The sequence below is a fragment of the Labrys miyagiensis genome, assembly GCF_030160835.1.
Classification (GTDB): Bacteria; Pseudomonadota; Alphaproteobacteria; order Rhizobiales; family Labraceae; genus Labrys; species Labrys miyagiensis.
Window position 1 is genome coordinate 230984 of record NZ_BSPC01000024.1, and the last position, 24714, is coordinate 255697.

Consider the following 24714-nt stretch of genomic DNA (forward strand, 5'->3'; position numbering starts at 1 on the left):
CGCGGCTCATTGCATGTTGGTGTGCCGATGCCACATCAGCTTGTGAGCGTTGGGAATGCGGGAGGCGAGGTCGAGGATCACGGCGTCGAGCAGGATCAGGCAGGTCTGCTCGAACAGGCTGCCGCCGAACTGCGCCGTTGTCTCCACCGGCACGGGCAGCACGATATCGGCGATGCCGGCCAGCTTGCTCTGGGGCTTGTGAGTGAGGGCGATCACCTCTGCCCCCTCGGCCTTGGCGATCTCGGCAAAGCCGACGCTCACCGGCGTCTGGCCGGAGCCCGAGATGATCAGGAGCCCATCGCCCGCGCGTACGGAAGGCGCGGTGACCTCGCCGAGGAAATGCACCTGATGGCCGATATGCATGAAGCGCATCGCCGCCATCTGAGCCGACAGGCCGGAGCGGCCCTGGCCCGAGAAGAACCAACGCCGGCCTTGTCGTTCGAAGGCTCCGACCACGCGTGCGAAGGCGGCGGGATCGATGCGCTCCAGCAGGCCGGTTATTTCCTGTCCCACGGCCAGCCAAGGCCGCGCTGGGGGAGTCTCGAGCTGATCCATTGGGCGACCTCCTGGGGCGTGTCGGCTTCGGTGATGGCGCTGCCGACCACCACAACCTCGGGCGCGGCGGCGATGACGGCCTCCAGCGTTGCCGGGCCGATGCCGCCGGCGAGCGAGACGCGGAAGCCGCGCTGGTGCATCTGGTGCACGGCATCGATATGGGCGGTGGAGACATCGCCCGCAAGCCGCCTGTCCGTGGGCGAATGCACGGCGACATAAGCGAAGCTCGGCGGAAAACGGGCTTCCGGCGGCAGCAGCTCGGCCTCGCCCGATTGGGTGATGGTGTCGAGGACCACGCTGGCACCGAAATGCTCGGCCCGCCGCCCCACGGCCTCATGCGTGGCGGAGGCAGCGCAGGAGAGCACCGTCATCAGGGCGGCGCCGGCGCTGAACACCATGTCGGCCTCGAACTGGCCGCCATCGACGGTCTTGGTGTCGGCGAGCACGGGAATATCGGGGCAGAGCTCGCGGGCCGTGGCGATGGCGCCGATGCCGAAGCGCTTGAGCAGCGGCGTGCCGATCTCGATGATGTCGGCGTAAGGTTTCAGGCGCGGCAGCCAGGCGAGGTGCTCGGGCTTGTCGAGGGCAATCTGCAGCAGCAAGGACGTTCCTCCCGGAGCAGACGGCCCTCCACGTGGCCTTGCCCCACTTCGTGCGATCCGGCATGAGATCGATCTCACCATAGGCATCGCAGGGCCGGTGGCCGATGTCAATTGCTGCCTGGCGGAGGCGTGAGCCGGAACAGGATTGCCGCGGAAACGTTTCCCTTCTGTGGCCTGTCATCGGGATCGGACACCAGCAGGAAAGGGGAGCAGATGGTCAGGGAACGCAAGGTCGCCCGGTTGCAAAGCGCAGTCCAGATCAAGGGCGTCAAGGCAAAGCGGGAACACAGGCAGCCCTACGCTTCCGAGATCGAGGATTATGCCTTCGATGCCGTAAAGGCGCCGGAGGCCGATCCGCAGCGCCAGCCCCTCGAAGCGACCCACGGCGACGCGGCTGACCGTCTCCGGCCGCTGGAGCCGAGCGGGCGGCGCAAGCTGCATTAGAGTCGTATGCGTTATCCTTCAGGGCGAAGGACATGCGACGTCATTCCGGGCGACTGTATCCTCACAAGCTTTAGCTTGTGAGTGGAGACCCGGAATCCAAGAACGCAGTCTTCCCAAGGTGGTGTTCCTGGATTCCGGCTCTTCGCTTCGCTACGGCCGGAATGACGCTTTCATCCGTGCCAGTATACTGAGATGCAAACAGGCAGGCAGCGAAGCTGCCTCCCCGCGCTCTGGATCACCCCTGTCCGGCGGCTTCCAGGATCAGCCGTGTGATCTCCTCCGGGTGGGAAATCAGGGCCAGGTGGCTGGCCTTGACCTCGATGGTCCTGGCGCCCATGCGCTTGGCCATGAAGCGTTCGAGGTCGGGGTTGATGGTGCGGTCCTCCGTCGACACGGCGTAGAAGCTCGGCTTGGAGCGCCAGGCCGCGTTGGCGGTCTTGCCGGTGAGCAGTGCCTTGTGGAAGGGCTCCTGCACCGCGTAAAGCACCCTGGCCTTGGCTTCGGGCAGGTCGCCGGCGAAATCGCGCAGGAAGGCTTCCTCGCTGAGGCGCCCCTCGTCGCCGTCGAAGACGATGCCAGCGGAGGCAGGCGGCGTCGGATAGGTCTTGGCCAGTGCCGTGTAGTCCTCGCCGGCATCCGGCGCCCGCGCCGCGACATAGACGAGGGCGGAGACCTTGGGATGCACGCCGGCCTCGGTGACGATCATGCCGGAGAAGGAATGGCCGACGAACACCGTGGGACCGTCCTGGCGGTCGAGCACGCGCTGGGCCGAGGCGACGGCTTCAGGCAAGGTCGTGAGGGGGTTCTGCACGGCGGTCGCATTGAGGCCGGCGGCCTGCAGGCGGGCGATCACCTCGGACCAGCAGGAGCCATCGGCAAAGAGCCCATGCACGAGCACGACATTGCGCGCCTTCACCGGCGCCGAAATGGCGGCCATGCCGCGAGTGGAGATCAGCGAAGCCGCGGCACCGGCCAGCAGGGCAGTCGAAAAAGTACGTCTGTTCATCAACATGATCTTGTTCCTTCGGAAATGAATGGATTGTCGAATGCAGTGTGGCGCAATGGAAAGGCCGCGCGCCGAAGAGCGGCAGCGGGAAACGCGTCGTCTTCACCCCCCTCCGGCCGTTGCAAGCCAGTCGCGCAGACCCTCGAGGCTGTGGAAGCCATCGGCGGCATAGCAGCGCGCCTGGGGAAGGGCCGTGCGCGCCATCTCGGCAAGCACTTGGCCCGGGCCAAGATCGAGGATGCGGTCGACCCCGCTTTCGCCGAGAGCCTCCAGGGTGGCGGCCCAGTCGATGGTCTGGGCGACCTGCGCGGCGAGCTGCGGAATGGCATGCGCGGCCTTGAAGACACGGCTGCCATCGCTGCCCGCCAGGAGCAGACACCCGGGCTTGGGGTCGGCGGCTGCGCTTGCCTCGAGCGCCTCGCGGAGCGGCACCACGGCTTGCGAAAGGCGGGGTGTGTGGGACGCGATATGCACATCGAGCAGGGCCGCCTTCGCCGCCCCGGCGCTTTCCGCCTCGCGGCACAGCGCCGTGATATCGGCCCGCGCCCCGCCCACGACAAAGAGCCTGTCTGGATTGATGATGGCGATGGCACAGCCATGGCGACTGGCCAGCGCCTCGACGGCCTGCCGCGTCAGCCCGCGCACATAGCCGAGCTGACCCTCTCCGCCGCCGGCCTTGTCCATGACGCGGGCGCGCCGGTCGGTAAGCTGCAGGGCGGTCTCGGCGCTCCAGGCGCCGGCGATGCTCCAGGCCGCCATCTCGCCGAGGCTGTAGCCAGTCACTGCGAAGGCGGGCGGCAGCGCGGCGGCGATGCAGGCGTGAAGGGCGAGCACCGCCGAGACGGAGAGGATCTGGCTCAGGCGGTTGGCGTGCAGCAGCGGATCATCATGGTCTCGCACCAGGACGCACGGATCGCGGCCGAGCAGCGCTTGTGCCGCGGCGAAGACGGGTTCGGCCTCCGGCTCGCCGGCCGTGAGATCGAACATGGTGGGCGACAGCAAGCCCTGTCCGCTGCACAGCAGGGCGAGCATCACGCCTCCTCCCTGTCGACGAACAGCGCCATGGCAAGGAGATCCGCGCAGCCGCCGGGGCTGAGATTGCGGGCGACAAAGGCGTCGTGGATGGCGGCCGCACGCGCCTTCCAGTTCGGTTGGCCGACGCCGCCAGCCGCCATGAACGTGCGCGCCTCCCGCTGGGCGAAGGCAAGCCCGGTGGCCCCGCCGCGATGCAGGAGATTGGTATCGGCGACAGCGGCGATCAGGGCCAAGCAGGCGTGCACGCGGGCAGCTTCTTCGTTGCCCGTTGCGGCGCGGCCCGCGCGCAGGGCCGGCAAGGCGATGTCATAGACCGCAGGCTGGCCCTGCGCCGCTTCCAGCCTTGCGCCGCCGACGCCATGACGGCGGCAGGCTTCGGCCCCGTGGCTGCGCAGCGGTAGCGGGCCGGAGAGGATCGCTTCGCCCCAACGCTCGGCGATGATCCGCCCAAGCGGCAGGGGGATGGCATAAGCCTGCCGGAAGCCAGCAGCGGCGCAGAGTAGACCGAGCCCGAAAATGGCGCCGCGATGGGTATTCACGCCGCCGGTAGCGGCCAGCATGGCACGCTCGGCCTCGATGCCGATGGCGCGCAGGCGGTCCATGCCGGCGCCGGCGGCACCCGCCGCGGCGAGATCGTCGAACCAGGGTTCCAGCGTCTTGGCGCCGCGGATCAGCAGGGCAAAATCCATGTCGTGGTGGGCGCCGTTGTCGACATGGCTCACCAGTCCGGGCTTGGGATAGGTCGCCACTTCCAGCTTCAGGCAATCGGCGGCCAGGCTGCCGATGCTGGTCAGGCGGGAGGCTGGCGCGCTGTGATATTGCAGCAGCGCGGTCATGGCCGTTCTCCCGCCAGGAACCGCGCGCGCGCCATCAGGCGCGCTTCGGTTCGGCCCTTGACGAGGATCTCTTCGCCCCGCTGCCACAGCTCCCGCCAATTGGCACCACCGGCCGCGGCGAGGATCTCGCCGTCGATCCGCATCGGGGCACACCGCTCGATCGCCGCGATGCCGTCGAGCAGGGGATCGAGGCCGTCGGCGTCTGGCAGGTCCCACAAGAGGTCGAGATCCGAGCTGTCGCTGACATAGGCAAGGGCTGTCAGATGCTGCCAGGCAAGGCTGCCGAAGCAGCGGGTGGAGGGATCGAGCCGGAGCAGCGCGACGATCGAGGCCTGCCAGGCGGCGGGCGCAGCGCTGGCGGCATCGCGCAGGAGTGGCGGACGGGCCGAGCCAGCAATATCGCCAGGCTTCAGACTGACAGCGATGCGTTGCTTGCCCTGGGAGGGCGGGAGCGGCAGGCCGAGCGGGACAGCGCCGGCGTCGTCCTCCCATGCCGGCCGGCGAGCCACCAGCGGATAGCCGGCACTGCCCCAGCGTGCGAGAAGTGGTTCCCTCGCAAGGTCCGGCCGTGCCGCCAGCAGGGCGGCCCAGGCCGCAGCAGTCGGTGTCACCATGGTGTGGCGGGTTAGGGTCTCAGTCATGGCCCACCTCGGCGATCACGCGCTCAGCGACGGCGGCCGCCTTCGGCCGTCCACCGCGTTCGGCGCCGAGCCGGTCGCGATGGTCCGCCTCGACCGGCGTCGCCAGGAGATCGGCAAGCTGACCGGCGAGGGGCTTTGCCGGATCCCAGACCGCATGGATGGCTCCCGTCTTGGCGAGGTTGTCCAGGCCGGGCGCGAAGACAGGTGTCGATTCGGCTTTCGCCTTCAGGACATCGAGGGACAGTTTGGTGACGCGCGCCATCGAGGGCAGGTCCATCACGGCTGGATGGGCGCCGGGCAGGGCCACCAGCGTGCCGGTGGCGAGCGCCGTGGCGATGAAGGCGCCGGCAGCACTGCCGCCATAGAGCAGGCCGATGGTACGATGGCCCTGCGCCTCGGCCAGCAGCAAGGCCTTGGCGAGATGGGCGAGATATTCGCTGAGGCCCAGCAATTCGTCACGCCGGCTCATGCGCTGGCTAGCGGAGTCGATCAGCATCAGTAGGGGCGCGCCATCGCCTTTGCCGGCGATGTCGAGCACATGGCTCGCAAGGGTGAGCGCGCCCTCGACACCGAGCGGGGCCTCGTCGGCAATGCCGAGCACATGCAGGGTACCACCGCCGGGCAAGGGCGCGGCGCCGCGGATCAGGCCGTCAGCGACGGCAACACTATGTCCGGCGGGGAACAGCGAAGTGAGGATGTCAGCGAGCGTCATCGGCCGTCTCCCTCTTGTCTGCGGTGGTGCCCAGGAAATCCTGTGTGCCGAGACCGGGAATATCCGCGGGGGCCGCAATGCCGAGGCGCGACCAGACCTCTGTTCCGTCCCGCGCCGTGCCGAAGCTCTGCAGACGCCGTTCGAGCCGTCGCTGCTCGGCGGCGAGCATCGCAAGATCGAGCCGGACTGGCCGGTCGAGAGCTGTCAGCGCCGCCTGCCGGAAGGCGGTCGCCTCGTCGTCGACGAAGATGTCGGCGCCGCCGATCAAATAACGATGCTTGCCGCCCATGGTGCGCCAGACGAAGGCGCGGTCGCGTGAGTCGAATTCCTCGACGCCCCTGTTGGTCTCGATCACCTCGGGGCCGCTGACGGAGATGCGCCCCTGCTCGGAGACGATCAGGGTGGAACAGCAGCCGGCGATCAGCCCGCCGCCGCCGTAGCAACCGGCGCGACCGCCGATCAGGCCGATCACCCGGGCGCCGGCGCAGCGGAGCTCTACGAGGGCCCGCATGATTTCGCCGATGGCGAGCTCGCCGGCATTGGCTTCCTGGAGCCGCACACCGCCGGTGTCGAAGAGCACGAGCACGTCCCGCTTCAAGGGGGTGGCGGCGCGCAGCAGCCCGGTGATCTTGGCACCATGTACCTCGCCGAAGGCGCCGCCCATGAAGCGGCCTTCCTGGGCCGCCACCAGAACGGGCCGGCCGCCGAGGGTGGCGCGGCCGATGATCATGCCGTCGTCGAACTGCTCGGGCAGATCGAACAAGGCAAGGTGCGGGCTGATCTCGCGCTGCTCGGGGCCGATGATCTCTGCAAAGCTGCCGGGATCGGTGAGAGCGGCAAGACGCTGGCGGGCGCTGGCCTCGAACCAGCTCAGGGGACGGCTGGAACCGGTCATGCTTCGGGCTCCTCGATCAGGCGAACGGCCTGGGCGAGCCGCAGGGCCACCGTGTCGGGCCGCGCTCCCCCGTCATTGATGGAAAGATGCAGGCCCCCGGCGGCGCGTCGCGCGGCGAAATCAGCGACCACGGCCTGCCACACCGGCCCGAAGCCGTGGGCGGCGGTGGCAATGTCGACCGTGCAGGTATCGGCGGGCAGGATGCGTTCGGCCAGCACTTCGAGATTGCCGGAGGCAACCACCCCGGTGAGGACCTGGCGGCGGGTGCCGCCGGCGGGCCTTGTGGCCTTCACGGTGAAACTGAGCTTTTCCATGGGTCTGGCCTCCGCCTACCAGTTGCGGAACCGGCTCGGCGGCCGGTAGAGCCCGCCGGAGGCGAGCATGAGATCCTTGATCGAGCGGGCGGCGAGCAGGCTCCGGTCGGCGTCGAGTGGATCGATGCCGAGGTCCTCGGGCCGGCGGATCACGCCGCGCTCGCGCAGGTGCTCCACCATGCCGGCATCGCGCGCGCGGCCGATCTCGGTATAGCCGGCAACGCCGCGGATGGCTTGCTCGCGCTCGTCCTTGCCGCGGCAGAGCAGCAGGTTGGCGATGCCTTCCTCGGTGACGATGTGGGTGACGTCATCGCCATAGACCATCACCGGCGCGAGATCGAGCTTGAGCTTGTCGGCCAGTTCCAGCGCATCGAGGCGCTCGACGAAGAGCGAGGCATTGCCCTCGCCGAAAGTTTCGCCGATCTGCACCACCAACTTACGGCCGCGCCTCAAGGCCGGTGAGCTCTCCGGATCGGCCTCTGCGCCCGCCTTCAGCCAGGGCTCGCTGGGATGGCGCCGGCCCCGCGGGTCCGAGCCCATGTTCGGCGCGCCACCGAAGCCGGCGATGCGGCTGGTGGTGACGGTGGAGCTGTGGCCTTCGAGGTCGATCTGCAGGGTCGAGCCGATGAACAGGTCGCAGGCATAAAGTCCGGCCGTCTGCGAGAAGGCGCGGTTGGAGCGCAGCGAGCCGTCGGGGCCGGTGAAAAATACGTCCGGGCGGGCGGCGACATAATCCTCCATGCCCACTTCCGAGCCGAAGCAATGCACCTGCTCGACCCAGCCCGCCTCGATGGCGGGAATGAGCGTGGGATGTGGATTGAGAGCGAAATGCGTGCAGATCTTGCCCTTCAGCCCCAACTTCTCGCCGAAAGTCGGCAGGATAAGTTCGATGGCGGCGGTGTTGAAGCCGATGCCGTGGTTGAGGCGGCGCACGCCATAGGGCGCGTAGAGTCCCTTGATGGCGAGCATGGCGGTGAGGATCTGCGTCTCGGTGATCGCCGCCGGATCGCGGGTGAACAGAGGCTCGACATAGAAGGGCTTCCCGGCCTCAACGACGAAATGCACGAGGTCGCCGGGGATATCGACGCGCGGCAGCTTGTCGACGATCTCGGCCACTTGCGCGATCACGAGGCCACTCTTGTAGCTGGTCGCCTCGACCACCGTCGGCGTGTCCTCGGTGTTGGGACCGGTATAGAGATTGCCCTCGCGATCGGCGCTCACCGCGGCGATCAGGGCGACCTGCGGCGTGAGGTCGATGAAATAGCGGGCGAAGAGTTCGAGATAGGTATGGACGGCGCCAAGCGCGATCTTGCCGCCGAACAGCATGCGGGCGATGCGCGCCGATTGCGGGCCCGAATAGGAATAATCGAGCCGGCTGGCGATGCCCTTGTCGAAGAGGTCGAGATGCGCGGGCAGCACCACGCCGGACTGCACCATATGCAGGTCGTGCACCCGGGTGGGATCGACCCCGGCGAGCGCCACGGCCAGCACATCCGCCTGCTTCTGGTTGTCGCCCTCGATACAGACCCGGTCGCCGGGCCGTAGCACGGCTTCGAGGAAGGCGGGCAGTGCTTCGGGTGCAACCGCCTTCCCCTTTGCGTGCGCGCGCCCTGCGGCGAGGCGTTCGGCCAGCATTGTTCTCTGCGTACTCCAGTCGGCCATTTGGCGCTCCTTGTATGCAGTGCTTCAATTTATGGCTTGCCTTGTATGCAATAAGAGGAAGGAGTGTCAATCCCAGGATGCGTAACAGCTTCGTGATCGGTCTTGTGTATGCATGAGAGTGGATATCTGGGGTATCTGTATGCAAAGGCATGGATTGCGGCGGAGTTCCCTCTATTGTGCGCTTTTCCGCGACGATGATACCGAGGGCAGGCGATGATGCAGGCATTCGACGGCGATGACGAGAGTGGCGATGGCCGGAGCCTCATCTCCGACCGCATCCGCAATGCACTGACGGACGAGATCGCCTCGGGCCTCCTGGCGGCGGGGGCGGCGCTGGACGAGCAGCAGCTTGCCGACCGCTTCGGTGCCTCGCGCACGCCCGTGCGCGAGGCCTTGCGCCAGTTGGCGGTCAGCGGCCTGGTGGAAATGCGCCCGCGCCGCGGCGTCGTGGTCGCCCGCCTCACGCCTGAGCGCATCATGGACATGTTCGAGACCATGGCTGAGATCGAGGCGATGTGCGTGAGGCTCGCCACCTATCGCATGACGCCGCTGGAGCGCAGCCGCCTCATCGAGCTGCACGAATCCTCGCGCGCCATGGTTATCAGCGGCGATTTCGATGCCTATGACGGCTTCAACCGAGCTTTCCACGAATGTATCTACCATGCGACCCACAACGCCTTCCTCGCCGAGCAGGCGATCGCGCTCAGGGCGCGGCTGAGCGCTTTCCGGCGCACGCAGCTGCGCCATGCCGAAAGGCTGAACCGCTCCACCGACGAACACGAGGCGATCATGCAGGCGATCGCGGAGGGGGATGGGGAGACGGCCTCGCGTCGCATGCGAGCCCATATGCTGAATGCTGCCACGGCGCTGCGCCTCTATATCGAGAGCCATGAAGTGTCGTCTCCGCCGGTCAGCTGAATTTCTTCACAGTGGATCGACGGATTCGTCATGAGGGTCCGTTAAAAGGCTGGATCCCAGCCCGCCCCCTCCCGGGACGTGCCAACCGCGAAGAGAGCCTTATGATCCGTCCCCTGCTGCTTGCCCTTGTCCTGACCACCGCCGCCAGCCCGGCCCTCGCGCAGACCACGCCGGCACCCGCCCCGAGTGCGCCTGCGCCGGCCGCGCCCGCGGCCCCAGCGCCCGCCACCCCGGATGCTTCCGCGACGCCGGCCGGACAGCGCAGCCTTACGCTGGCACAGTTCCAGGCGCAGCGGGAAAAGGCCTATATGGCTGCCGATACCGATGGCGATGGCAAGATCAGCCAGGCCGAATGGACGGCATTCGCTGCCAAACGCAAGGCAAAGGGCGATCCGGCCAAGCTTTTTGCCCGCATTGACGCCAATCACGATGGCTTCATCGACCATGGCGAACTCGATGCCTTCCTCGCCAAGCGGTTTGCCCGGCTGGACAAGAACAAGGATGGGGTGCTGACGGGGAACGAACTACCCGGTCACAAATCCGCTGCCAAGCAGGACCAGTGATGCACGGACAGACGCCATGACCATTGGGGGTTCGCCAGCCTATGGCTCCCGATCCGGACGAGGAGTTGGTTCGCCGCATCGGTGGGGGCGACGAAGCGGCCATGCGGGCCCTCGTCGCCCGCAAGCTGCCGCGCCTGCTGGCGCTCGCCAGGCGTATGCTGGGCGATGCTGCGGAAGCGGAGGACGTCGCGCAGGAGACTTTCGTGCGGATCTGGCGCCACGCCGCAGGCTGGCGCACCGAGCGGGCGCGCTTCGACACCTGGGTTCATCGGGTGGCGCTCAATCTCTGCTACGACCGGTTGCGCCGCCGACGCGAATGGACGAGCGAGGACCTGCCGGAGATCGCCGATGGCGATCATGCCGAAGCCCAGCGGCATGAGGATGACAGCCTCCGGGTCGAGCGGGCCCTGAAGGCGATCGCTCCACGCCAGCGCGAGGCGATCGTGCTGACCTATTACCAGACGATGTCCAATGCCGAGGCGGCTGCGGTGATGGATGTCAGTATCGAGGCGCTGGAAAGCCTGCTTGCGCGCGGCCGGCGCTCGTTGCAGACGCTTCTGATGGGGGATGAGAACGATGGATAAGGGGCTGGACATGATGACGGCGGACCGTTTTGCCGCCCTTGCCGCCGCCTATGGCAGCGAGCTGCGGAACTGGCCGCCACTGGAGCGCGCCGATGGTGACCGTTTTGCCAGGCAGGCGCAGGGGCGCGCCATCCTCGACATGGCGCGCCGGCTCGATATCGCGCTGGGCCGTATCGTCGAGCGCTGGGGTCCAGCCTGGAGCAACAGCCGGCAGACTCGGCAGGAGGCCTTCGAGCGCCGCGAGCGCGAACTGGCCGCGGCGCCGCTGCGGGGCCGATCCCGAAAGGCGCAGGCCCTGCCGAGGGGAGACGACAGCCATGGCTGAGTTGGCAGGACGAATGGATGCCGGGCATTTCGAGGCCCTCGCGATGGCCTATGGCGGGCAATTGCAGTGCTGGCCGCAGAAGGAGCGGGCGCTGGCGCAAGCCTTCGCCCTCACGGAGGAGGGCAAGGCCATTCTCGCACGGGCAGGCCGTCTCGACGCGCTGCTTGACGGCTATGCCGTGCCTGCGCCGGCCGCCGGCCTCCATGCCCGCATCCTGCAGGATGGCAAGGCGGGACTGGCGCGGCGGCGACGCGTATGGCTGTGGTGGTCGGGCTTCGGTCTCGCCGGCGTCGGCGTCGCCGGCGCGCTGGCGGGCGCTGTGCTGGTGACGGTGCTCGCCCCGGTGGCCCGGCCCGAGCATGCCGTCTTCGATGCGAACACCACCGCCTTCGGGGATGTCGGCCCGGGGCGGCCGGCAGCGGAGGAGGATCTCTGATCGTGGCCGGTTCCCGTCTTCCCCTGATCGTTTCGGTCGTGCTCAACGTCTTCCTGCTCGGATGCCTGGCGGGCGGAGCGGTCTGGGTCCATATGCACACGCCGCTGCCCGGCGGTTCCCTGCAGGCGGCCGCCCAGGAATTGCCGCCAGCCGAGCGCGATGCCTTCCGCGAAGCCCTGCGCACCGTGCGGCAGGAGAATCGCCAGACCATCCTCGATGGCCAGCAGGCCCGACGTGATGCTGCCGAGCTTCTGAAGCAGCCTACCGTCGATGCGACCGCGCTTTCGGCTGCTCTCGAGCGTGCCCGCACCGCCGATGTCACCGTGCGTGCCAAGGTGGAGCAGCGCATCGCCGAATTCGCCGCGGCGAGTTCGCCGGGCGTGCGGCTCCTGCTGGCCGAAGGACTGGCACGCCATCTGCCGCCTCCAAAAAAATCACCCTGACTGGCGACGGATCGGGTCAAGCGCTGCGTTGAAGGAATGAAGGAGGCGATACCCGTCTCCCCCTTTCATCAACCGATGGAGTAGTGCGTTGATCAGATCTCTGAGCCTTGCCGCCGCGGCTTTTGGCGGCCTGATGATGACGGCCGGTGCGGCCTCCGCCATGCCGCTTGCGCCCGCCACGCCTGCAGGTCCTGCCGTGGTGCAGGATATCAGCTGGGGCTGTGGTCCCGGCTGGCACCCCAATCCCTGGGGGCGCTGTGTCCCGAACGCGCCGGTCTATTATGGCTGGGGCTGGCGCCACCCGGTCCGTTACGGCTGGGGCTGGCACCGGCCCTATGGCTATTACGGCCGCTGGCACTGATACGCCTTATTGAGCCGGGCGATCCCATGGCGGCGCCCGGCTGTCACCCCCAGGTTAGCAATCGAGGTCCAACGTGGCAGTATCCGCCTCCAATCCCGATGCGGCCCTGGTCGCCTTCAACCGCTTCGGCCTCGGCGCCCGCCCGGGTGACCTCGCCAAGCCGGGCAACGACCCGCGCGGGTTCCTCAGGTCGGAGCTTGCGACGCCGGACATCGCCCTGATCACGGTTGGCCTTCCCGGGGCCGGGGATTTGCCCGGCAGCACGCCGGCCATTCAGGCAAGCATGGCCGAGGCCATGGAGCGCAAGATGGAACGCGATCGCATGGCCGTCTCGGCAGCCGATGCCGGTGCCGCCATGCCGGCGCTCGCCATGAGCCCGGAAACGGCGCAGGCCATGCCAAGCCAGGCAATGTCGGGCAACGACAAGCCCAAGCCGCCCCGGCCTTCCGTGGAACAGAAGCTGTTCCGGGCCGAGGCGCAGGCCCGTTTCGACAAGGCGCTGGGGGCCGAGATTGGTTTCGTCGAGCGCCTCGTCGCCTTCTGGTCGAACCATTTCTGCGTGTCGATCGCGAAGGATAATATCGTCCGCGCTTCGGCTGGGGCCTTCGAGCGCGAGGCCATCCGTCCCTTCGTGCTGGGGCAGTTCGCCGACATGCTGCTGGCCGTCGAGCATCACCCGGCCATGCTGTTCTATCTCGACAACCAGCAGTCGATCGGCCCGGATTCGCGGGCCGGCAAGAACCGCAACCGCGGGCTCAACGAGAACCTCGCCCGCGAGATTATGGAGCTGCACACATTGGGTGTAGGCAGCGGTTACACCCAGGCAGACGTTACCGCTTTCGCGCGCATCCTCACCGGCTGGATGATGGCCGGGCGCGAGGGGCGCCTCGGCGAACCTGGCACCTTCGTGTTCAATGCCAACACGCATGAGCCAGGCGACGAGGTCTTCATGGGCAAGACCTATCCGGCCGGCGGCATGGGCCAGGCCGAGGCAGTGCTCAGCGATGTCGCCCGCCATCCCGCGACAGCCCAGCATATCGCTGCCGAGCTCGCACGCCATTTCATCGCCGACGATCCGCCGCCCTCGGCCGTGGCCCAGCTCGCCAAGGTCTTCACCGACCGTGATGGCGATCTGAGGGCGCTCGCGGTCACGCTGATCAACTTGCCGGAAGCCTGGTCGCAGCCCCTGACCAAGATGCGCTCGCCCCTCGACTACACTCTGGCCATCCGGCGCGCTGTCGGTTCCGCAGCCGGCGCCGATCCAGGCCCGACGCTCAACTGGCTCAACATGCTGGGCGAGCCGCTGTGGCAGCCGCCCGGACCGAACGGCTTCCCCGACACGGCCGACGCCCATGCCTCGCCCGCCGGCATGAAGATGCGGCTCGACATCGCCTGGCAGGCGGCGCGCCAGATCAAGGACATCGGCGAACCCAACGACGTGCTGGAGGCGGTGGTCGGTTCCTCCGCCTCGCCCGAGACGCGCCAGGCTATCGCCAGGGCCGAGTCGCGCCAGCAGGCCGTGGCGCTGCTGTTCATGGCACCCGAATTCCAACGGAGATAGGATCATGGCCCTGCTTTGCGAAATGCCCCATCCTTCCCGTCGCGCCGTGCTGCTCGGTGGCGGCGCCCTGTTCGCCTGGGCCTATCTGCCGCGCTTTGCCCGCGCCGCCGACGGCCGCGATCCCCGCCTCGTCGTCATTGTATTGCGTGGAGCGCTTGACGGGCTCTCGACCGTGGGCCCGGTGGGCGATCCCGACTATGCCGGGCTGCATGGTGATATCGCCCTGGCGTTGAACGGCCCGCATCCCGCCCTGCCGCTCGACGGCTTCTTCGCCGTCAACCCGGCGATGCCGAATTTCGCCCGCCTGTTCCAGGCCAAGCAGGCGGCGGTCGTGCATGCCGCCGCCACGGGCTATCGCGACCGCTCGCATTTCGACGGGCAGGACGTGCTGGAGAGCGGTTATCCCGGCCCCGGCCATATCGCCACCGGCTGGCTCAACCGCGCGCTGTCGGCTCTGCCGAGCGGTGACAGGGTGGGCCTCAAGGGCGGCCTTGCCGTCGGCCCGTCGACGCCGCTGGTCATGCGCGGCGCCGCCCCGGTGCTCGGGTGGGCGCCGCAGACCCTGCCCGATCCGAGCGACGACCTCGCCGACCGCGTGCTCGACCTCTACAATCACCGCGATCCCGTGCTGGCCTCGGCCCTGCAGCACGGCCTTGAGGCCGGCCGCATGGCGGCCGGCGACGGCATGGCCGGCATGGGCCGCAAGGGCGGTCTCGACAATGCCGCCGGCATGCGCCAGGCGGCGGAGGGCGCGGCGCGGCTGATCGCCGCCGATGATGGCCCGCGCGTCGCCGCGCTCGCCTTCGACGGTTGGGACACCCATGTCAACGAGGGGGGCGCCACCGGCCGGCTCGCCATGCTGCTGGGCGGCCTCGACGGCGCCTTCGCGGCCCTGGAGACCGGGCTCGGAGAGCGCTGGAAGGATACGGCGGTGGTCGCCATCACTGAGTTCGGCCGCACCGCGCGCATCAACGGCACTGTCGGCACCGATCACGGCACCGGCACGGTGGTGCTGCTCGCCGGCGGCGCCATCAAGGGCGGGCGGGTGATCGCCGACTGGCCGGGCCTGAAGGAGGCGCAGCTCTACCAGGGCCGCGATCTCGCTCCCACCTGCGATGTACGCGGCGTGCTGAAGGGACTGCTCGCCGACCAGTTCGGTCTTTCGGCGGCTGTTCTTGGCGACAAGGTCTTCGCGGACTCTGGGTCCGTGAAGCCGATGCAGGGGTTGATAGCCTGAGCGTGGTTAATCGGCGGAAAAGCAGTATGGCGTCAATGTGGCAGATATTGACACCGTTGCCTTGAATGTAAATGGAATGCTTCTCGCTGTATTGATCAGTAGTTATGAGTGAGAAGCAATTTATATCGATGAAATTACTATTCATGAAGCATTAAGTTGCACTGGGTAGGGTGGCTTCATCGCTGGGGTGCGTATGTAGGAGTTTCCCTTGAGCGTGATGATGCGATTTACCCTTCCTGTAGCCGCCCTGTGCCTGAGTGCCGCCCTTGCGGGCACCCCGGCCTCCGCCGCGGATGGCCGTACCGGCGCTTTTGTCGGCGGCGCGGCGCTTGGCGCCGTCGGCGGCGTGCTAATCGGCCAGGCCCTCGCCAACCGGCCGCCGCCTCCACCCCCGGTCGTGCGTCCGGCCCCGGTGATCTACGATCCCTATTTCAGCCAGCTCGACCGCCTGCACGCCGATTGCGACGCCGGCAGCCGCCGCGCCTGCATCGCCTTCGGTGAGTTTTTGGGCGAGCATCGCGAGCGCCAGGCGGAGTGGCGGCGCGAGCATCCGGACCTGTTCCACTGGGATGATTATTGAGGGGTAGGGCTCAGCGTTCGACCGGAGCTCTGCTCTCAGGTGTCGCGCAGCCCCTCACCTCAATCCTCTCCCCGTAAGAACGGGGCGAGGGGACTTCGAAGGCGGGCCTAAGCCTGGGAAGACTCATCTCGCTCGGCCGGCTGAGCGAGATGAAGCGTTGCAGAACAAATCGCGGCGATTATGCCCCCTCGCCCCGTTTACGTGGAAAGGATAAAGGTGAGGGGTTACGCGACTTTCACCGATACAAGGACCTCAGACCGCCCCTGCCGCCTCACGCCGCCCGGACTTCCTGCACTTCGGGTACGAAGTGGCGCAGCAGGTTCTGGATGCCGTTGCGCAGCGTCGCGGTGGAGGAGGGGCAGCCGGAGCAAGCGCCCTTCATGTCGAGATAGACGACCCCCTCGCGGAAGCCACGGAAGGTGATGTCGCCGCCATCGGCCGCAACGGCCGGGCGCACGCGGGTGTCGAGCAGGTCCTTGATGGTCTCGACCGTCTCCTCATCCGCCTCGTCGAAGAATTCCTCGCCCATGGCGCCGTTGGTCACGGCATGCTCGCGCAGGATCGGAGCGTCGGAGAGGTAGTGCTCCATGATGGCGCCGAGCACAGCTGGCTTGAGGTGCTGCCATTCCGCCTGGGATTTGGTGATGGTGATGAAATCCGAGCCGAAGAACACGCCGGCCACGCCTTCGATCGAGAACAGCTTCTCGGCCAGCGGTGACTGTGCGCCCTCGGCGGCATTGGTCATGTGCAGGGTGCTGCCTTCGGGCAGGACTTCGCGGCCGGGCAGGAATTTGAGGGTCGACGGGTTCGGCGTCGCCTCGGTCTGAATGAACATTTCTCTCTCCGCTCCAACGACCGGGTCAAGGCCGGCCAGGATCACTGGTGATTATAGAAGCAGCTGCGATTTGGGCGCAACGCTTTCCACCGCCTCGATCAGCTTCTCCAGATCCTGCGGCCGCGACAGGCGGTGGTCGCCATCCTTGATCAGCGTCATCGTGACATCGTCCTCCGCCAGGCGCTCGACCAGGGTCATGGCATGCTGCCAGGGCACGTCCGGATCTTCCATTCCCTGTAATATGTGCACGGGGCAGCCGGTTTTCACCATGCCGCCGAGAAGAAGATGATTGCGGCCTTCCTCGATCAAGGCCCGGGTGATCGGATAGGGCTCGGGCGAATAGGCCGAGGGGCGCAGCCAGGCGCCTTTCTCCAGGATGTCGCGCTTCACCGCCTCGGGAAACCGGTCCCACATCAGCGTCTGCGTAAAGTCGGCGGCGGGGGCGATCAGCACCAGGCCGGCGGGCGCCAACGCCGTGCCGGCGAGGCGCTGGGCGGCAAGCAGCGCGATCCAGCCGCCCATGGAGGAGCCGACCAGGATCGGCGGCGTCTTCACCACCCTGGTGATCACCGCCAGCGCATCCTCGAGCCACAGGCCGATGGTGCCATCCTCGAATCGGCCGCCGGATTCGCCGTGGCCGGAATAGTCGAAGCGGGTCACGGCGCGATGGTGCCTGGCGCCCCATTCGGCCAGATGCGTCGCCTTGGTCGCCAGCATGTCGGAGCGGAAGCCGCCGAGCCAGACCACGTCCGGCCCACGCCCGGACTGGTGGCGCCAGGCAATTTTCCGGGCCGAGGTGTCCTCGCCGAGCTCGATCATGCCGGGATCGCTAATCATGCAGTCACTTCCTTCTGACATTCCCGTAAAAGCTGCTGCAAAAAACCTCTCAGCAACCTGGCTTTGGCCATTGCAACATCTTTCATTCGTTAAGAATGACGCTCTATAAGCAGAACTATGCCGCAACAACCAGCGTCCTCTCCCGATTTTCTGCGCAGCTCCCGCCCGCCGGCCCGCCGGCCGAAGGAGGAGCGTTTTGCCGGCATCACGGTGCTGCAGATCATCCCGGCCCTCGACGCAGGCGGGGCCGAGCGCACCACCATCGACATCGCCGATGCGTTGACGCGGGCCGGGGCCCGCGCCCTGGTCGCAACGGAGGGCGGGCGCCTGGTCGGCGAATTGCAGGCGCGCGGCGGTCTATGGATTCCCTTCAACGCCTCCACCAAGAATCCCCTGCGCATCTGGGGCAATGCCAAGCGGCTGGAACGGCTGGTGCGCGAGGAGAAGATCGACCTCATCCATGCCCGCTCACGGGCGCCGGCCTGGTCGGCACGGCTCGCCACCAAGCGGTTGGAGCTGCCCTTCGTCACCACCTATCACGGTGCCTATTCGGCTTCGAGCGCCTGGAAGAAGCGCTACAACGGCGTGATGGCGGAGGCCGATATCGTCATCGCCAACTCCAACTTCACCGCCGCCACCATCAAGGAGAACTGGCCGGAGGCGGCAGAGCGCCTGCGCGTCATCCACCGCGGCACGGACCTGACGGCCTTCACGCCCGCCTCCGTCTCCTTCGAGCGCGTCGAGGCGCTACGCAAGGCCTGGAACATCGCGCCGCATCAGCGCATCGTGCTGCTGCCGGGCCGTCTCACCGCCTGGAAGGGCCAGCGCGTGCTGATCGATGCCGCCGCCATCATGAAGCAGAAGGGCCTGGAGGATACCGTCTTCGTGCTGGCGGGCGACGCCCAGGGGCGCGACGGCTATGTCAGCGACCTCAACGCCCGCATCGCCGAGCGTGGCCTCAAGGGTCTGGTCCTGCTGGTCGGCCATTGCAGCGACATGCCGGCAGCCTATCTTTCCGCCGCCGCCGTCGCCATTCCATCCACCAGCCCGGAAGCCTTCGGCCGCACGGCGGTGGAGGCGCAGGCCATGGGCTGCCCCGTCGTCGTCTCCGACCATGGCGCGACGTCCGAGACCGTGCTCGCCCCGCCGGAGATCGTCGGCAATCTGCGCACCGGATGGCGCACCGCGGTGGGGGACGCCGATGCCCTCGCCGAAGCGCTGATGGAGGCGCTCACATTGGGCGCTTCGGCGCGCGACGGATTGGCCGCGCGTGCCCGAGCGCATGTCGAGGCTCATTTCTCGCTGGACGTGATGTGTAATGCCACGCTCGATGCCTATGCAGAATTGCTGATCGAGAGCCGAAAGCTCAGGGAAGAGTAACGGGCCGTCGTGAGAAAATCGCAGTAAATGCAATCAAAGCGTTGACTTCCGACCGCTTCGGCAACATCTTCCCGCATCCGGGCGCGGGGTTCGATGCGAACCTGTCTGCTTGCCCAAATTACATCAACGGTAGAGGAGTTTACCGCCATTCGTCGCCCTATGAGGACAAACGCGCCGGTCACCAAGGATGGACCGCGCATCAATGAGGAGATTCGTAACCGCGATGTCATGCTGATCGATCAGGACGGCCAGAATCGCGGCGTCACCGATACGAGAGCTGCCATCGCCATGGCCTTCGAGGCCGGGCTTGATCTGGTCGAGGTGGCTGCCAACGCCGAGCCGCCGGTCTGCAAGATCATGGACTACGGCAAGTTCAAGTTCAACGAGCAGAAGAAGGCCGCCGAGGCCCGCAAGAATCAGAAGACCGTCGAAATCAAGGAAATCAAGCTCCGCCCGGCGATTGACGATCATGACTACGACGTCAAGATGAAGGCGATGAGGCGCTTCTTCGAGGAAGGCGACAAGGTCAAGGTCACGCTGCGCTTCCGCGGCCGCGAGATGGCTCACCAGGAAATCGGCTACCGCCTGCTCAATCGCGTCAAGGACGACACCGGCCTGATCGCCAAGGTCGAGTCGGACGCTGCGCTCGAGGGACGCCAGATGGTCATGGTCCTCGCTCCGCGCTGAGGATCTCCCCGGGCCTTCGCCGCCTCGGAGAGGCCCATTCTTCCCGGATCATCACCGATATTTGTATGAAATGAGACCCGGCTGGCATGGGCGTGCCATGTCGCGCCTTTGTCGTGCCATGTTCACGGAACACAACGCCACATAGCAGTTTTGCGTGCCGCCGCCATGATCCGGATCTTCACCCTTCGCCACCTTGGCGCCATCCTGCTCGCGCTGGCCGCCAGTCTCTATTTCACCGACCGGGTGCTGCCACGCTGGTTCCCGGGCGCCTTCGGCAGCGTCTGGGGTGGGCTCGGCGCGCCCGACAATTCCAATGTGCCCCTCGCCCTGCGCGACCTGCCGGTCGTCCTCGTCGACGGCAAGAACGAGGGCGGGCCGATCGCGGTGATGCTCTCGGGCAATGGCGGCTGGTGGGGCATCGATGACGGCATCACCAACGGGCTCGCCCGCGCCGGCGTCACCACCATCGGCCTCAACAGCCTGGCCTATTTCATCCACAGGCGCACGCCCGAGGAGGTGGCCGAGACCATCCAGCGCATGGTGGCGCCGTTCCGGGCCGACAGGCCGATCATCCTGGTCGGTTATTCCTTCGGCGCCGACATCGCCGCCACTGTCTATGCGCATCTGCCGGACGATCTGCGCACCCGCGTCAGCGAGGTCTCGCTGCTCGGCCTGTCGCGCGAAGCCGACTATGCGGTGGGCTTCATGAAGGTCACCGGCGGGCGCCAGGCGACCATCCCCGCCGTTGCCGCCATCAGCGGCCCGCATGTGCAGTGCTTCCGCGGCATGGAGGAGGGTGAGCGCTCCGGCTGCAACGATGTCGATCCGCAGAAGGTGGAGGTGATCGCCGTGCCGGGCGGCCATCATTTCAACGGCGACTACGACGCCATTGCTCGGCAGGTCCTGCAGGGTATGCCCGATCCGAGGGGCGGTGATCCTGTTCGTTATGCTGGGAGCGCGGACGTCCTCGTCCGCTCTTGAACCACGAACGTCCCCGTGTGAGGTGCAACGAACGTCGTCCGAGGTGTCCTTTCTGCAACGTTCGTGGTTCAAGAGCGGACGAGACGTCCGCGCTCCCAGATTGAATCCCCCTCTTCCCCTGTCTATGTGTTGGATCTCGGCTTCACGCGGATCCTGCCATGTCTTCCATTCTCCCGGGCAAGCGTATTCTCCTCGTCATCGGCGGCGGCATCGCGGCCTATAAGGGGCTAGAGCTGATCCGCCGGCTGCGCGAGAGAGGCGCCGATGTGCGCGCCATCCTCACCAAGGCAGGCGAGGCTTTCGTGACGCCGCTCTCGGTCTCCGCACTCACCGGCGACAAGGTCTATACGGACCTGTTCTCGCTCACCGACGAGGCGGAGATGGGCCATATCGAGATGTCGCGCGATGCCGACCTCCTGGTTGTCGCCCCTGCCACGGCCGACCTCCTCGCCAAGATGGCGCAGGGCGTTGCCAACGATCTTGCCTCCACCACGCTGCTTGCCACCGACAAGAAGGTCCTGGTTGCGCCCGCCATGAATGTGCGCATGTGGCTGCATCCGGCCACCCAGCGCAATATCGCCCAGTTGAAGCAGGACGGGGTGGCCTTCGTCGGGCCCAATGACGGGGAGATGGCCTGCGGCGAGTATGGGCCGGGCCGGCTGTCCGAGCCGCTGGAGATCGTGGCAGCGATCGAGAGGGCGCTGGCGGGGCCGACCTTCATCCCGCTGCCGGTCAGCGTGCGGCTTGATACGCCCCTGCTGCCGGCCTTGCCGCTTGCCGGCAAGCATGTGCTCGTCACCGCTGGGCCCACGCATGAGCCGATCGACCCGGTGCGCTATATCGCCAACCGGTCCTCCGGCAAGCAGGGCTATGCCATCGCTGCCGCCGCGCTGGCGGCCGGGGCGCGGGTGACGCTGGTCTCAGGTCCCGTCGCCCTGCTCGCCCCGCCCGGCGTCAAGCTGGTGCCGGTCGAGACGGCGCGCGAGATGCTGGAAGCGGTGGAGGAGGCCCTGCCGGCCGACATCGCGATCTTCAGCGCTGCCGTGGCCGACTGGCGCGTCGCCGATGCCGGGGCGCAGAAGATCAAGAAGGGCGAGGCCGGCACGCCGAGCTTCTCGCTGGTCGAGAACCCGGACATCCTTGCCACCATTGCCCATGATGCCGCTCGCCGTCCATCGCTGGTGGTCGGCTTTGCGGCCGAGACCGAGCATGTCGTTGAGCACGCCAAGGCCAAGCTCGCGCGCAAGGGCTGCGACCTCATCATCGCCAACGACGTCTCGCCCGAAAGCGGCGTGATGGGCGGCGACCGCAACCGCGTGCATCTTGTCTCCGCCAGGGGCGTGGAAACCTGGCCCGACATGGACAAGGACGCGGTGGCCCGGGCGCTGGTGGCGCATATCGCGAAGCTTGCGGGGGCGTGACGCTCGGGGGGCGGGTCTTCAGACCCGGCCGCTTTTTCTTCATGCAGACGTATCGTTTTATCCAGAAGGCGGGTCTGAAGACCCGCCCCCCCCCCAGCGACAGGATTGCCATGACTTCGCCTCTCTCCATCCCCATCCTCAGGCTGTCGCACGCCGCCGACCTGCCTCTGCCGAGCTACCAGAGCGAGGGCGCCGCCGGGCTCGACCTGATGGCGGCCCTTGCGGCCGGTGAAACGCTCGTTCTTCAACCGATGATGCGTGCCCTGGTGCCGACCGGGCTGGTGTTCCAAATTCCACAAGGTTATGAAGGACAAGTGCGCCCTCGTTCCGGATTGGCTGTGAAAAGCGGAATTACCGTTTTGAACGCACCCGGCACGGTGGACGCCGATTATCGCGGTGAGGTCAAAGTCGCGCTGATCAATCTGGGTGCGGAATCCTTCGCCATCGAGCATGGCATGCGGATTGCACAACTGGTCATCGCGCCGGTGACATTGTCTGTCCTGGTCGAGACGGCCGAGGTCGATTCGACCGCCAGGGGCAGCAGCGGCTTCGGTTCGACCGGCACCGTGACGGTGAAGTAAGCCTGGCGTTTTTCGATCTGGCGGCATCGCCGGGACTCACAAAACGCGTCGAAACAAAGAGCTGGAAAAGGGTAGCGTTTCCTCGAAACGCGCTTGGCTCCAGGGTTTGAGAGGTTTTCGGTTATGCAGCTGCTTTCGCGTCGTTCCCTGCTCGGTCTTGCCGCCGTGGTCGATATTGCCCACCACTCCAGGCCGACGCCGGTCGCCGCCAAGGCTCTTGCCACCCGCCATGCGCTGCCCCCGCGACATCTCGAAACGCTTCTGCAGGCGCTGGTGCGCCACAATATCCTCAAGGGCGTGCGCGGCCCGCGCGGCGGCTATGAACTCGCCCGCGAGCGTCGCCGCATCACCGCCGGCGACATCGTGCGCGCGGCCATGACCGATTCGAGCGACGACGAGCTCTCGCCGGTCTCCACCCTGGTCGACCAGGTCATCGCACCGGCAGTGGACCAGGCCGCCCAATCCTTCCTGGCCGAGCTCGATGAGATCACGGTGGAGGATCTCTGCCGCGAGGCGGAGCGCAAGCAGGTTTTCGGTGGCACGGCCACCAATATCGATTTTGCGATCTAATTAACTTAATGAAATTGTGGTTCAATATTAATCTCGACAAATAAATGGATTAATGTTGAATTCCGCTCAATTTCTCAACGAGGGAAGAAATCCCATGGCGAATGCCCATGTGCCCGGCCGCGGCCGCATCTATCAGTCGATCACGGAGACCATAGGCGACACGCCGCTCGTGCAGCTCAACCGCCTCGCCAAGGCCAAGAACGTCAAGGCACGCATTCTCGCCAAGCTCGAATTCTTCAATCCGATCGCCAGCGTGAAGGACCGTATCGGCGTCAGCATGGTCGATGCCCTCGAGAAGAGCGGCCATCTCAAGCCCGACACGGTGCTGGTCGAGCCAACCTCCGGCAATACCGGCATCGCGCTGGCCTTCGTCGCTGCCGCCCGCGGTTACCGCCTGATCCTGGTGATGCCGGAATCGATGTCGATCGAGCGCCGCAAGATGCTGGCGCTGCTTGGCGCCGAACTCGTGCTCACCCCGGCGGCGCAGGGCATGCGCGGCGCCGTGGCCAAGGCCGAGGAGATCGTCAAGGAATTGCCGAGCGCCATCATCCCCCAGCAGTTTCGCAATCCCGCCAATCCCGAGATCCATCGCCTCACAACGGCGGAGGAGATCTGGAACGACACCAAAGGCGATATCGACTATTTCGTTTCGGGCGTCGGTACCGGCGGCACCATCACCGGCGTCGGCCAGGTGCTGAAGCCGCGCAAGCCGGACCTGAAGATCGTGGCGGTGGAGCCGGAGGATTCCCCGGTGCTCTCCGGCGGCCAGCCCGGCCCGCACAAGATCCAGGGCATCGGCGCCGGCTTCGTGCCCGACGTGCTCGACCGCTCGGTGATCGACGACATCATCACGGTGGGCAACCAGACCTCCTTCGACACCGCCCGCCTGCTGGCCCGCATCGAGGGCATTCCCGCCGGCATTTCCTCGGGCGCTGCCGTCGCTGCCGCCCTGGAACTCGCCGCGCGCCCGGGCATGGACAACAAGACTATCGTGGTGGTCGTGCCCTCCTTCGCCGAACGCTATATTTCGAGCGCATTGTTCGAAGGGCTCTGAGGGGCTGACCCGGCCGATAAGGGCGTGACGCGGGCCTCCCCCACGAAGCTGGGGGTATCGCGCACACGGAGTGTGCGCGATACCCCCAGCTTCGTGGGGGAGGCTCCTCGCGCCTTTCCACTTTCCTTTTCCCTTGCGTGATCTACGCCGCGGGTTATCGATGTGCCATTGCTTCAGGCACCGAGGTGGGCATTGGGGGATGCATCCGAACTTCTGACCGGCGACTGGCAGGGCACCTATTATTATCCCGCCCGTTTCGAACCCGTGCCCTTCGAGGCCAGCCTGATCGAATTCGAGGGCCTGGTCACCGGCACCACCAGCGAGATCAACCGCGTCGCGGGGGGCGCCGAGCAGAAGATGCAGGGCCATCTCGACGGCGAGCGCTCGGGCGATGCCGTGCATTTCTCCAAGGTCTATGTCGGCGCTCCCGATCAGCACCGGCTCGAGATCCTCTATGCTGGCATGGTCCGGGACAAGGGCACGCGCATCGAGGGCACCTGGACGATTCCGGGCAATTGGTCGGGCGTGTTCAAGATGACGCGCACCCGGCAAAAGCAAGTCTGGTTCCGCCGCCGCTGGTGGTTCGAGAAGACGGGGGTGTAACTGGGAGCGCGGACATCTTGTCCGCCACTTGGAAACGATAACGATTCAAAAAGGG

Annotated in this window: 31 protein-coding genes; 19 read left to right on the plus strand and 12 right to left on the minus strand. The window is 66.7% G+C overall.

Features of this window, described 5'->3' with window-relative positions:
• Nucleotides 1–6: 6 nt before the first annotated feature.
• Both QQL24_RS14265 and QQL24_RS14270 read right to left on the minus strand, forming a co-directional pair.
• Nucleotides 7–555, minus strand: coding sequence for an SIS domain-containing protein (locus QQL24_RS14265; RefSeq protein WP_284312852.1), 549 nt, complete (start codon nt 553–555; stop codon nt 7–9).
• Entirely contained in the window at nt 498–1157 is a 660-nt protein-coding gene (locus QQL24_RS14270; protein ID WP_284312853.1) for an orotidine 5'-phosphate decarboxylase / HUMPS family protein, read from the minus strand. Before QQL24_RS14270 ends, QQL24_RS14265 begins: the two co-directional genes overlap by 58 nt.
• A gap of 213 nt (nt 1158–1370) precedes the next feature.
• Between QQL24_RS14270 and QQL24_RS14275 the strand changes: the two genes are divergently transcribed.
• Nucleotides 1371–1601 carry a hypothetical protein gene (locus tag QQL24_RS14275; protein WP_284312854.1) on the plus strand — a complete coding sequence of 77 codons (231 nt, stop codon included), beginning with the start codon at nt 1371–1373 and terminating at the stop codon, nt 1599–1601.
• A 235-nt stretch (nt 1602–1836) separates the two neighbouring features.
• Here QQL24_RS14275 and QQL24_RS14280 read toward each other — a convergent pair whose 3' ends face one another.
• The 8 genes from QQL24_RS14280 to mdcA form a co-directional block, all read right to left on the minus strand.
• Nucleotides 1837–2613 carry an alpha/beta fold hydrolase gene (locus QQL24_RS14280; protein WP_284312855.1) on the minus strand — a complete coding sequence of 259 codons (777 nt, stop codon included), beginning with the start codon at nt 2611–2613 and terminating at the stop codon, nt 1837–1839.
• A gap of 96 nt (nt 2614–2709) precedes the next feature.
• On the minus strand, nt 2710–3639 hold the full coding sequence (locus QQL24_RS14285) for an acyltransferase domain-containing protein (RefSeq protein ID WP_284312856.1): 930 nt from the start codon (nt 3637–3639) through the stop codon (nt 2710–2712).
• Complete coding sequence (gene mdcB / locus QQL24_RS14290; protein WP_284312857.1) at nt 3639–4478, minus strand: triphosphoribosyl-dephospho-CoA synthase MdcB; 840 nt, start codon at nt 4476–4478, stop codon at nt 3639–3641. The genes QQL24_RS14285 and mdcB overlap by 1 nt, the downstream gene beginning before the upstream one ends.
• Nucleotides 4475–5119, minus strand: coding sequence for a malonate decarboxylase holo-[acyl-carrier-protein] synthase (gene mdcG / locus QQL24_RS14295; protein WP_284312858.1), 645 nt, complete (start codon nt 5117–5119; stop codon nt 4475–4477). The genes mdcB and mdcG overlap by 4 nt, the downstream gene beginning before the upstream one ends.
• Complete coding sequence (gene mdcE, locus QQL24_RS14300; RefSeq protein ID WP_284312859.1) at nt 5112–5831, minus strand: biotin-independent malonate decarboxylase subunit gamma; 720 nt, start codon at nt 5829–5831, stop codon at nt 5112–5114. Before mdcE ends, mdcG begins: the two co-directional genes overlap by 8 nt.
• Nucleotides 5818–6726 carry a biotin-independent malonate decarboxylase subunit beta gene (locus QQL24_RS14305; protein WP_284312860.1) on the minus strand — a complete coding sequence of 303 codons (909 nt, stop codon included), beginning with the start codon at nt 6724–6726 and terminating at the stop codon, nt 5818–5820. The genes mdcE and QQL24_RS14305 overlap by 14 nt, the downstream gene beginning before the upstream one ends.
• Nucleotides 6723–7040 (minus strand): malonate decarboxylase acyl carrier protein, encoded by a 318-nt coding sequence (gene mdcC / locus QQL24_RS14310; RefSeq protein ID WP_284312861.1) that lies wholly within the window; start codon nt 7038–7040, stop codon nt 6723–6725. Before mdcC ends, QQL24_RS14305 begins: the two co-directional genes overlap by 4 nt.
• A gap of 15 nt (nt 7041–7055) precedes the next feature.
• Nucleotides 7056–8702 (minus strand): malonate decarboxylase subunit alpha, encoded by a 1647-nt coding sequence (gene mdcA, locus QQL24_RS14315; RefSeq protein ID WP_284312862.1) that lies wholly within the window; start codon nt 8700–8702, stop codon nt 7056–7058.
• Nucleotides 8703–8918: 216 nt separating this feature from the next.
• Between mdcA and QQL24_RS14320 the strand changes: the two genes are divergently transcribed.
• From QQL24_RS14320 to QQL24_RS14365, 10 genes are all read left to right on the plus strand, one after another.
• Complete coding sequence (locus tag QQL24_RS14320) at nt 8919–9620, plus strand: GntR family transcriptional regulator (protein ID WP_431310686.1); 702 nt, start codon at nt 8919–8921, stop codon at nt 9618–9620.
• A 101-nt stretch (nt 9621–9721) separates the two neighbouring features.
• Nucleotides 9722–10183 (plus strand): EF-hand domain-containing protein, encoded by a 462-nt coding sequence (locus QQL24_RS14325; RefSeq protein WP_284312864.1) that lies wholly within the window; start codon nt 9722–9724, stop codon nt 10181–10183.
• 41 nt (nt 10184–10224) lie between these two features.
• The gene (locus QQL24_RS14330; RefSeq protein ID WP_284312865.1) at nt 10225–10767 is read left to right on the plus strand and encodes an RNA polymerase sigma factor; all 543 of its coding nucleotides are present in this window, start codon (nt 10225–10227) and stop codon (nt 10765–10767) included.
• Nucleotides 10760–11092, plus strand: coding sequence for a hypothetical protein (locus tag QQL24_RS14335; RefSeq protein WP_284312866.1), 333 nt, complete (start codon nt 10760–10762; stop codon nt 11090–11092). Before QQL24_RS14330 ends, QQL24_RS14335 begins: the two co-directional genes overlap by 8 nt.
• Nucleotides 11085–11528, plus strand: a complete 444-nt coding sequence (locus QQL24_RS14340; RefSeq protein ID WP_284312867.1) for a hypothetical protein — start codon at nt 11085–11087, stop codon at nt 11526–11528. Before QQL24_RS14335 ends, QQL24_RS14340 begins: the two co-directional genes overlap by 8 nt.
• 2 nt (nt 11529–11530) lie before the next feature.
• Nucleotides 11531–11971: a periplasmic heavy metal sensor gene (locus tag QQL24_RS14345; protein ID WP_284312868.1), complete on the plus strand. Its 441-nt coding sequence runs from the start codon at nt 11531–11533 to the stop codon at nt 11969–11971.
• An 88-nt stretch (nt 11972–12059) separates the two neighbouring features.
• The gene (locus tag QQL24_RS14350) at nt 12060–12332 is read left to right on the plus strand and encodes a GCG_CRPN prefix-to-repeats domain-containing protein (protein WP_284312869.1); all 273 of its coding nucleotides are present in this window, start codon (nt 12060–12062) and stop codon (nt 12330–12332) included.
• 73 nt (nt 12333–12405) lie between these two features.
• Nucleotides 12406–13893 carry a DUF1800 domain-containing protein gene (locus QQL24_RS14355; protein ID WP_284312870.1) on the plus strand — a complete coding sequence of 496 codons (1488 nt, stop codon included), beginning with the start codon at nt 12406–12408 and terminating at the stop codon, nt 13891–13893.
• A gap of 4 nt (nt 13894–13897) precedes the next feature.
• On the plus strand, nt 13898–15130 hold the full coding sequence (locus tag QQL24_RS14360) for a DUF1501 domain-containing protein (RefSeq protein ID WP_284312871.1): 1233 nt from the start codon (nt 13898–13900) through the stop codon (nt 15128–15130).
• A 208-nt stretch (nt 15131–15338) separates the two neighbouring features.
• Nucleotides 15339–15710 carry a hypothetical protein gene (locus QQL24_RS14365; RefSeq protein WP_431310685.1) on the plus strand — a complete coding sequence of 124 codons (372 nt, stop codon included), beginning with the start codon at nt 15339–15341 and terminating at the stop codon, nt 15708–15710.
• 271 nt (nt 15711–15981) lie between these two features.
• On the opposite strand, the gene QQL24_RS14370 is transcribed toward QQL24_RS14365, so the two are convergent.
• Complete coding sequence (locus QQL24_RS14370) at nt 15982–16545, minus strand: NifU family protein (RefSeq protein WP_284312872.1); 564 nt, start codon at nt 16543–16545, stop codon at nt 15982–15984.
• A 51-nt stretch (nt 16546–16596) separates the two neighbouring features.
• The gene (locus QQL24_RS14375; RefSeq protein WP_284312874.1) at nt 16597–17382 is read right to left on the minus strand and encodes an alpha/beta hydrolase; all 786 of its coding nucleotides are present in this window, start codon (nt 17380–17382) and stop codon (nt 16597–16599) included.
• Nucleotides 17383–17499: 117 nt separating this feature from the next.
• Here QQL24_RS14375 and QQL24_RS14380 point away from each other — a divergent pair, with 117 nt between their 5' ends.
• The 8 genes from QQL24_RS14380 to QQL24_RS14415 all read left to right on the plus strand — a co-directional run bounded on the left by QQL24_RS14380 (nt 17500) and on the right by QQL24_RS14415 (nt 24659).
• Complete coding sequence (locus QQL24_RS14380; protein ID WP_284312875.1) at nt 17500–18762, plus strand: glycosyltransferase family 4 protein; 1263 nt, start codon at nt 17500–17502, stop codon at nt 18760–18762.
• A gap of 147 nt (nt 18763–18909) precedes the next feature.
• Nucleotides 18910–19449, plus strand: a complete 540-nt coding sequence (infC, locus tag QQL24_RS14385; RefSeq protein WP_431310687.1) for a translation initiation factor IF-3 — start codon at nt 18910–18912, stop codon at nt 19447–19449.
• A gap of 165 nt (nt 19450–19614) precedes the next feature.
• Nucleotides 19615–20430: an AcvB/VirJ family lysyl-phosphatidylglycerol hydrolase gene (locus tag QQL24_RS14390; RefSeq protein ID WP_284312879.1), complete on the plus strand. Its 816-nt coding sequence runs from the start codon at nt 19615–19617 to the stop codon at nt 20428–20430.
• A 158-nt stretch (nt 20431–20588) separates the two neighbouring features.
• Nucleotides 20589–21851, plus strand: a complete 1263-nt coding sequence (coaBC, locus tag QQL24_RS14395) for a bifunctional phosphopantothenoylcysteine decarboxylase/phosphopantothenate--cysteine ligase CoaBC (protein WP_284312880.1) — start codon at nt 20589–20591, stop codon at nt 21849–21851.
• Between the two features lie 110 nt (nt 21852–21961).
• Nucleotides 21962–22432, plus strand: a complete 471-nt coding sequence (dut, locus tag QQL24_RS14400; RefSeq protein WP_284312905.1) for a dUTP diphosphatase — start codon at nt 21962–21964, stop codon at nt 22430–22432.
• 123 nt (nt 22433–22555) lie between these two features.
• Nucleotides 22556–23002, plus strand: coding sequence for an RrF2 family transcriptional regulator (locus QQL24_RS14405; protein WP_284312882.1), 447 nt, complete (start codon nt 22556–22558; stop codon nt 23000–23002).
• 94 nt (nt 23003–23096) lie between these two features.
• The gene (cysK, locus tag QQL24_RS14410) at nt 23097–24056 is read left to right on the plus strand and encodes a cysteine synthase A (protein ID WP_284312883.1); all 960 of its coding nucleotides are present in this window, start codon (nt 23097–23099) and stop codon (nt 24054–24056) included.
• 192 nt (nt 24057–24248) lie between these two features.
• Nucleotides 24249–24659, plus strand: a complete 411-nt coding sequence (locus tag QQL24_RS14415; protein WP_284312884.1) for a hypothetical protein — start codon at nt 24249–24251, stop codon at nt 24657–24659.
• The last annotated feature ends 55 nt before the right edge of the window (nt 24660–24714 follow it).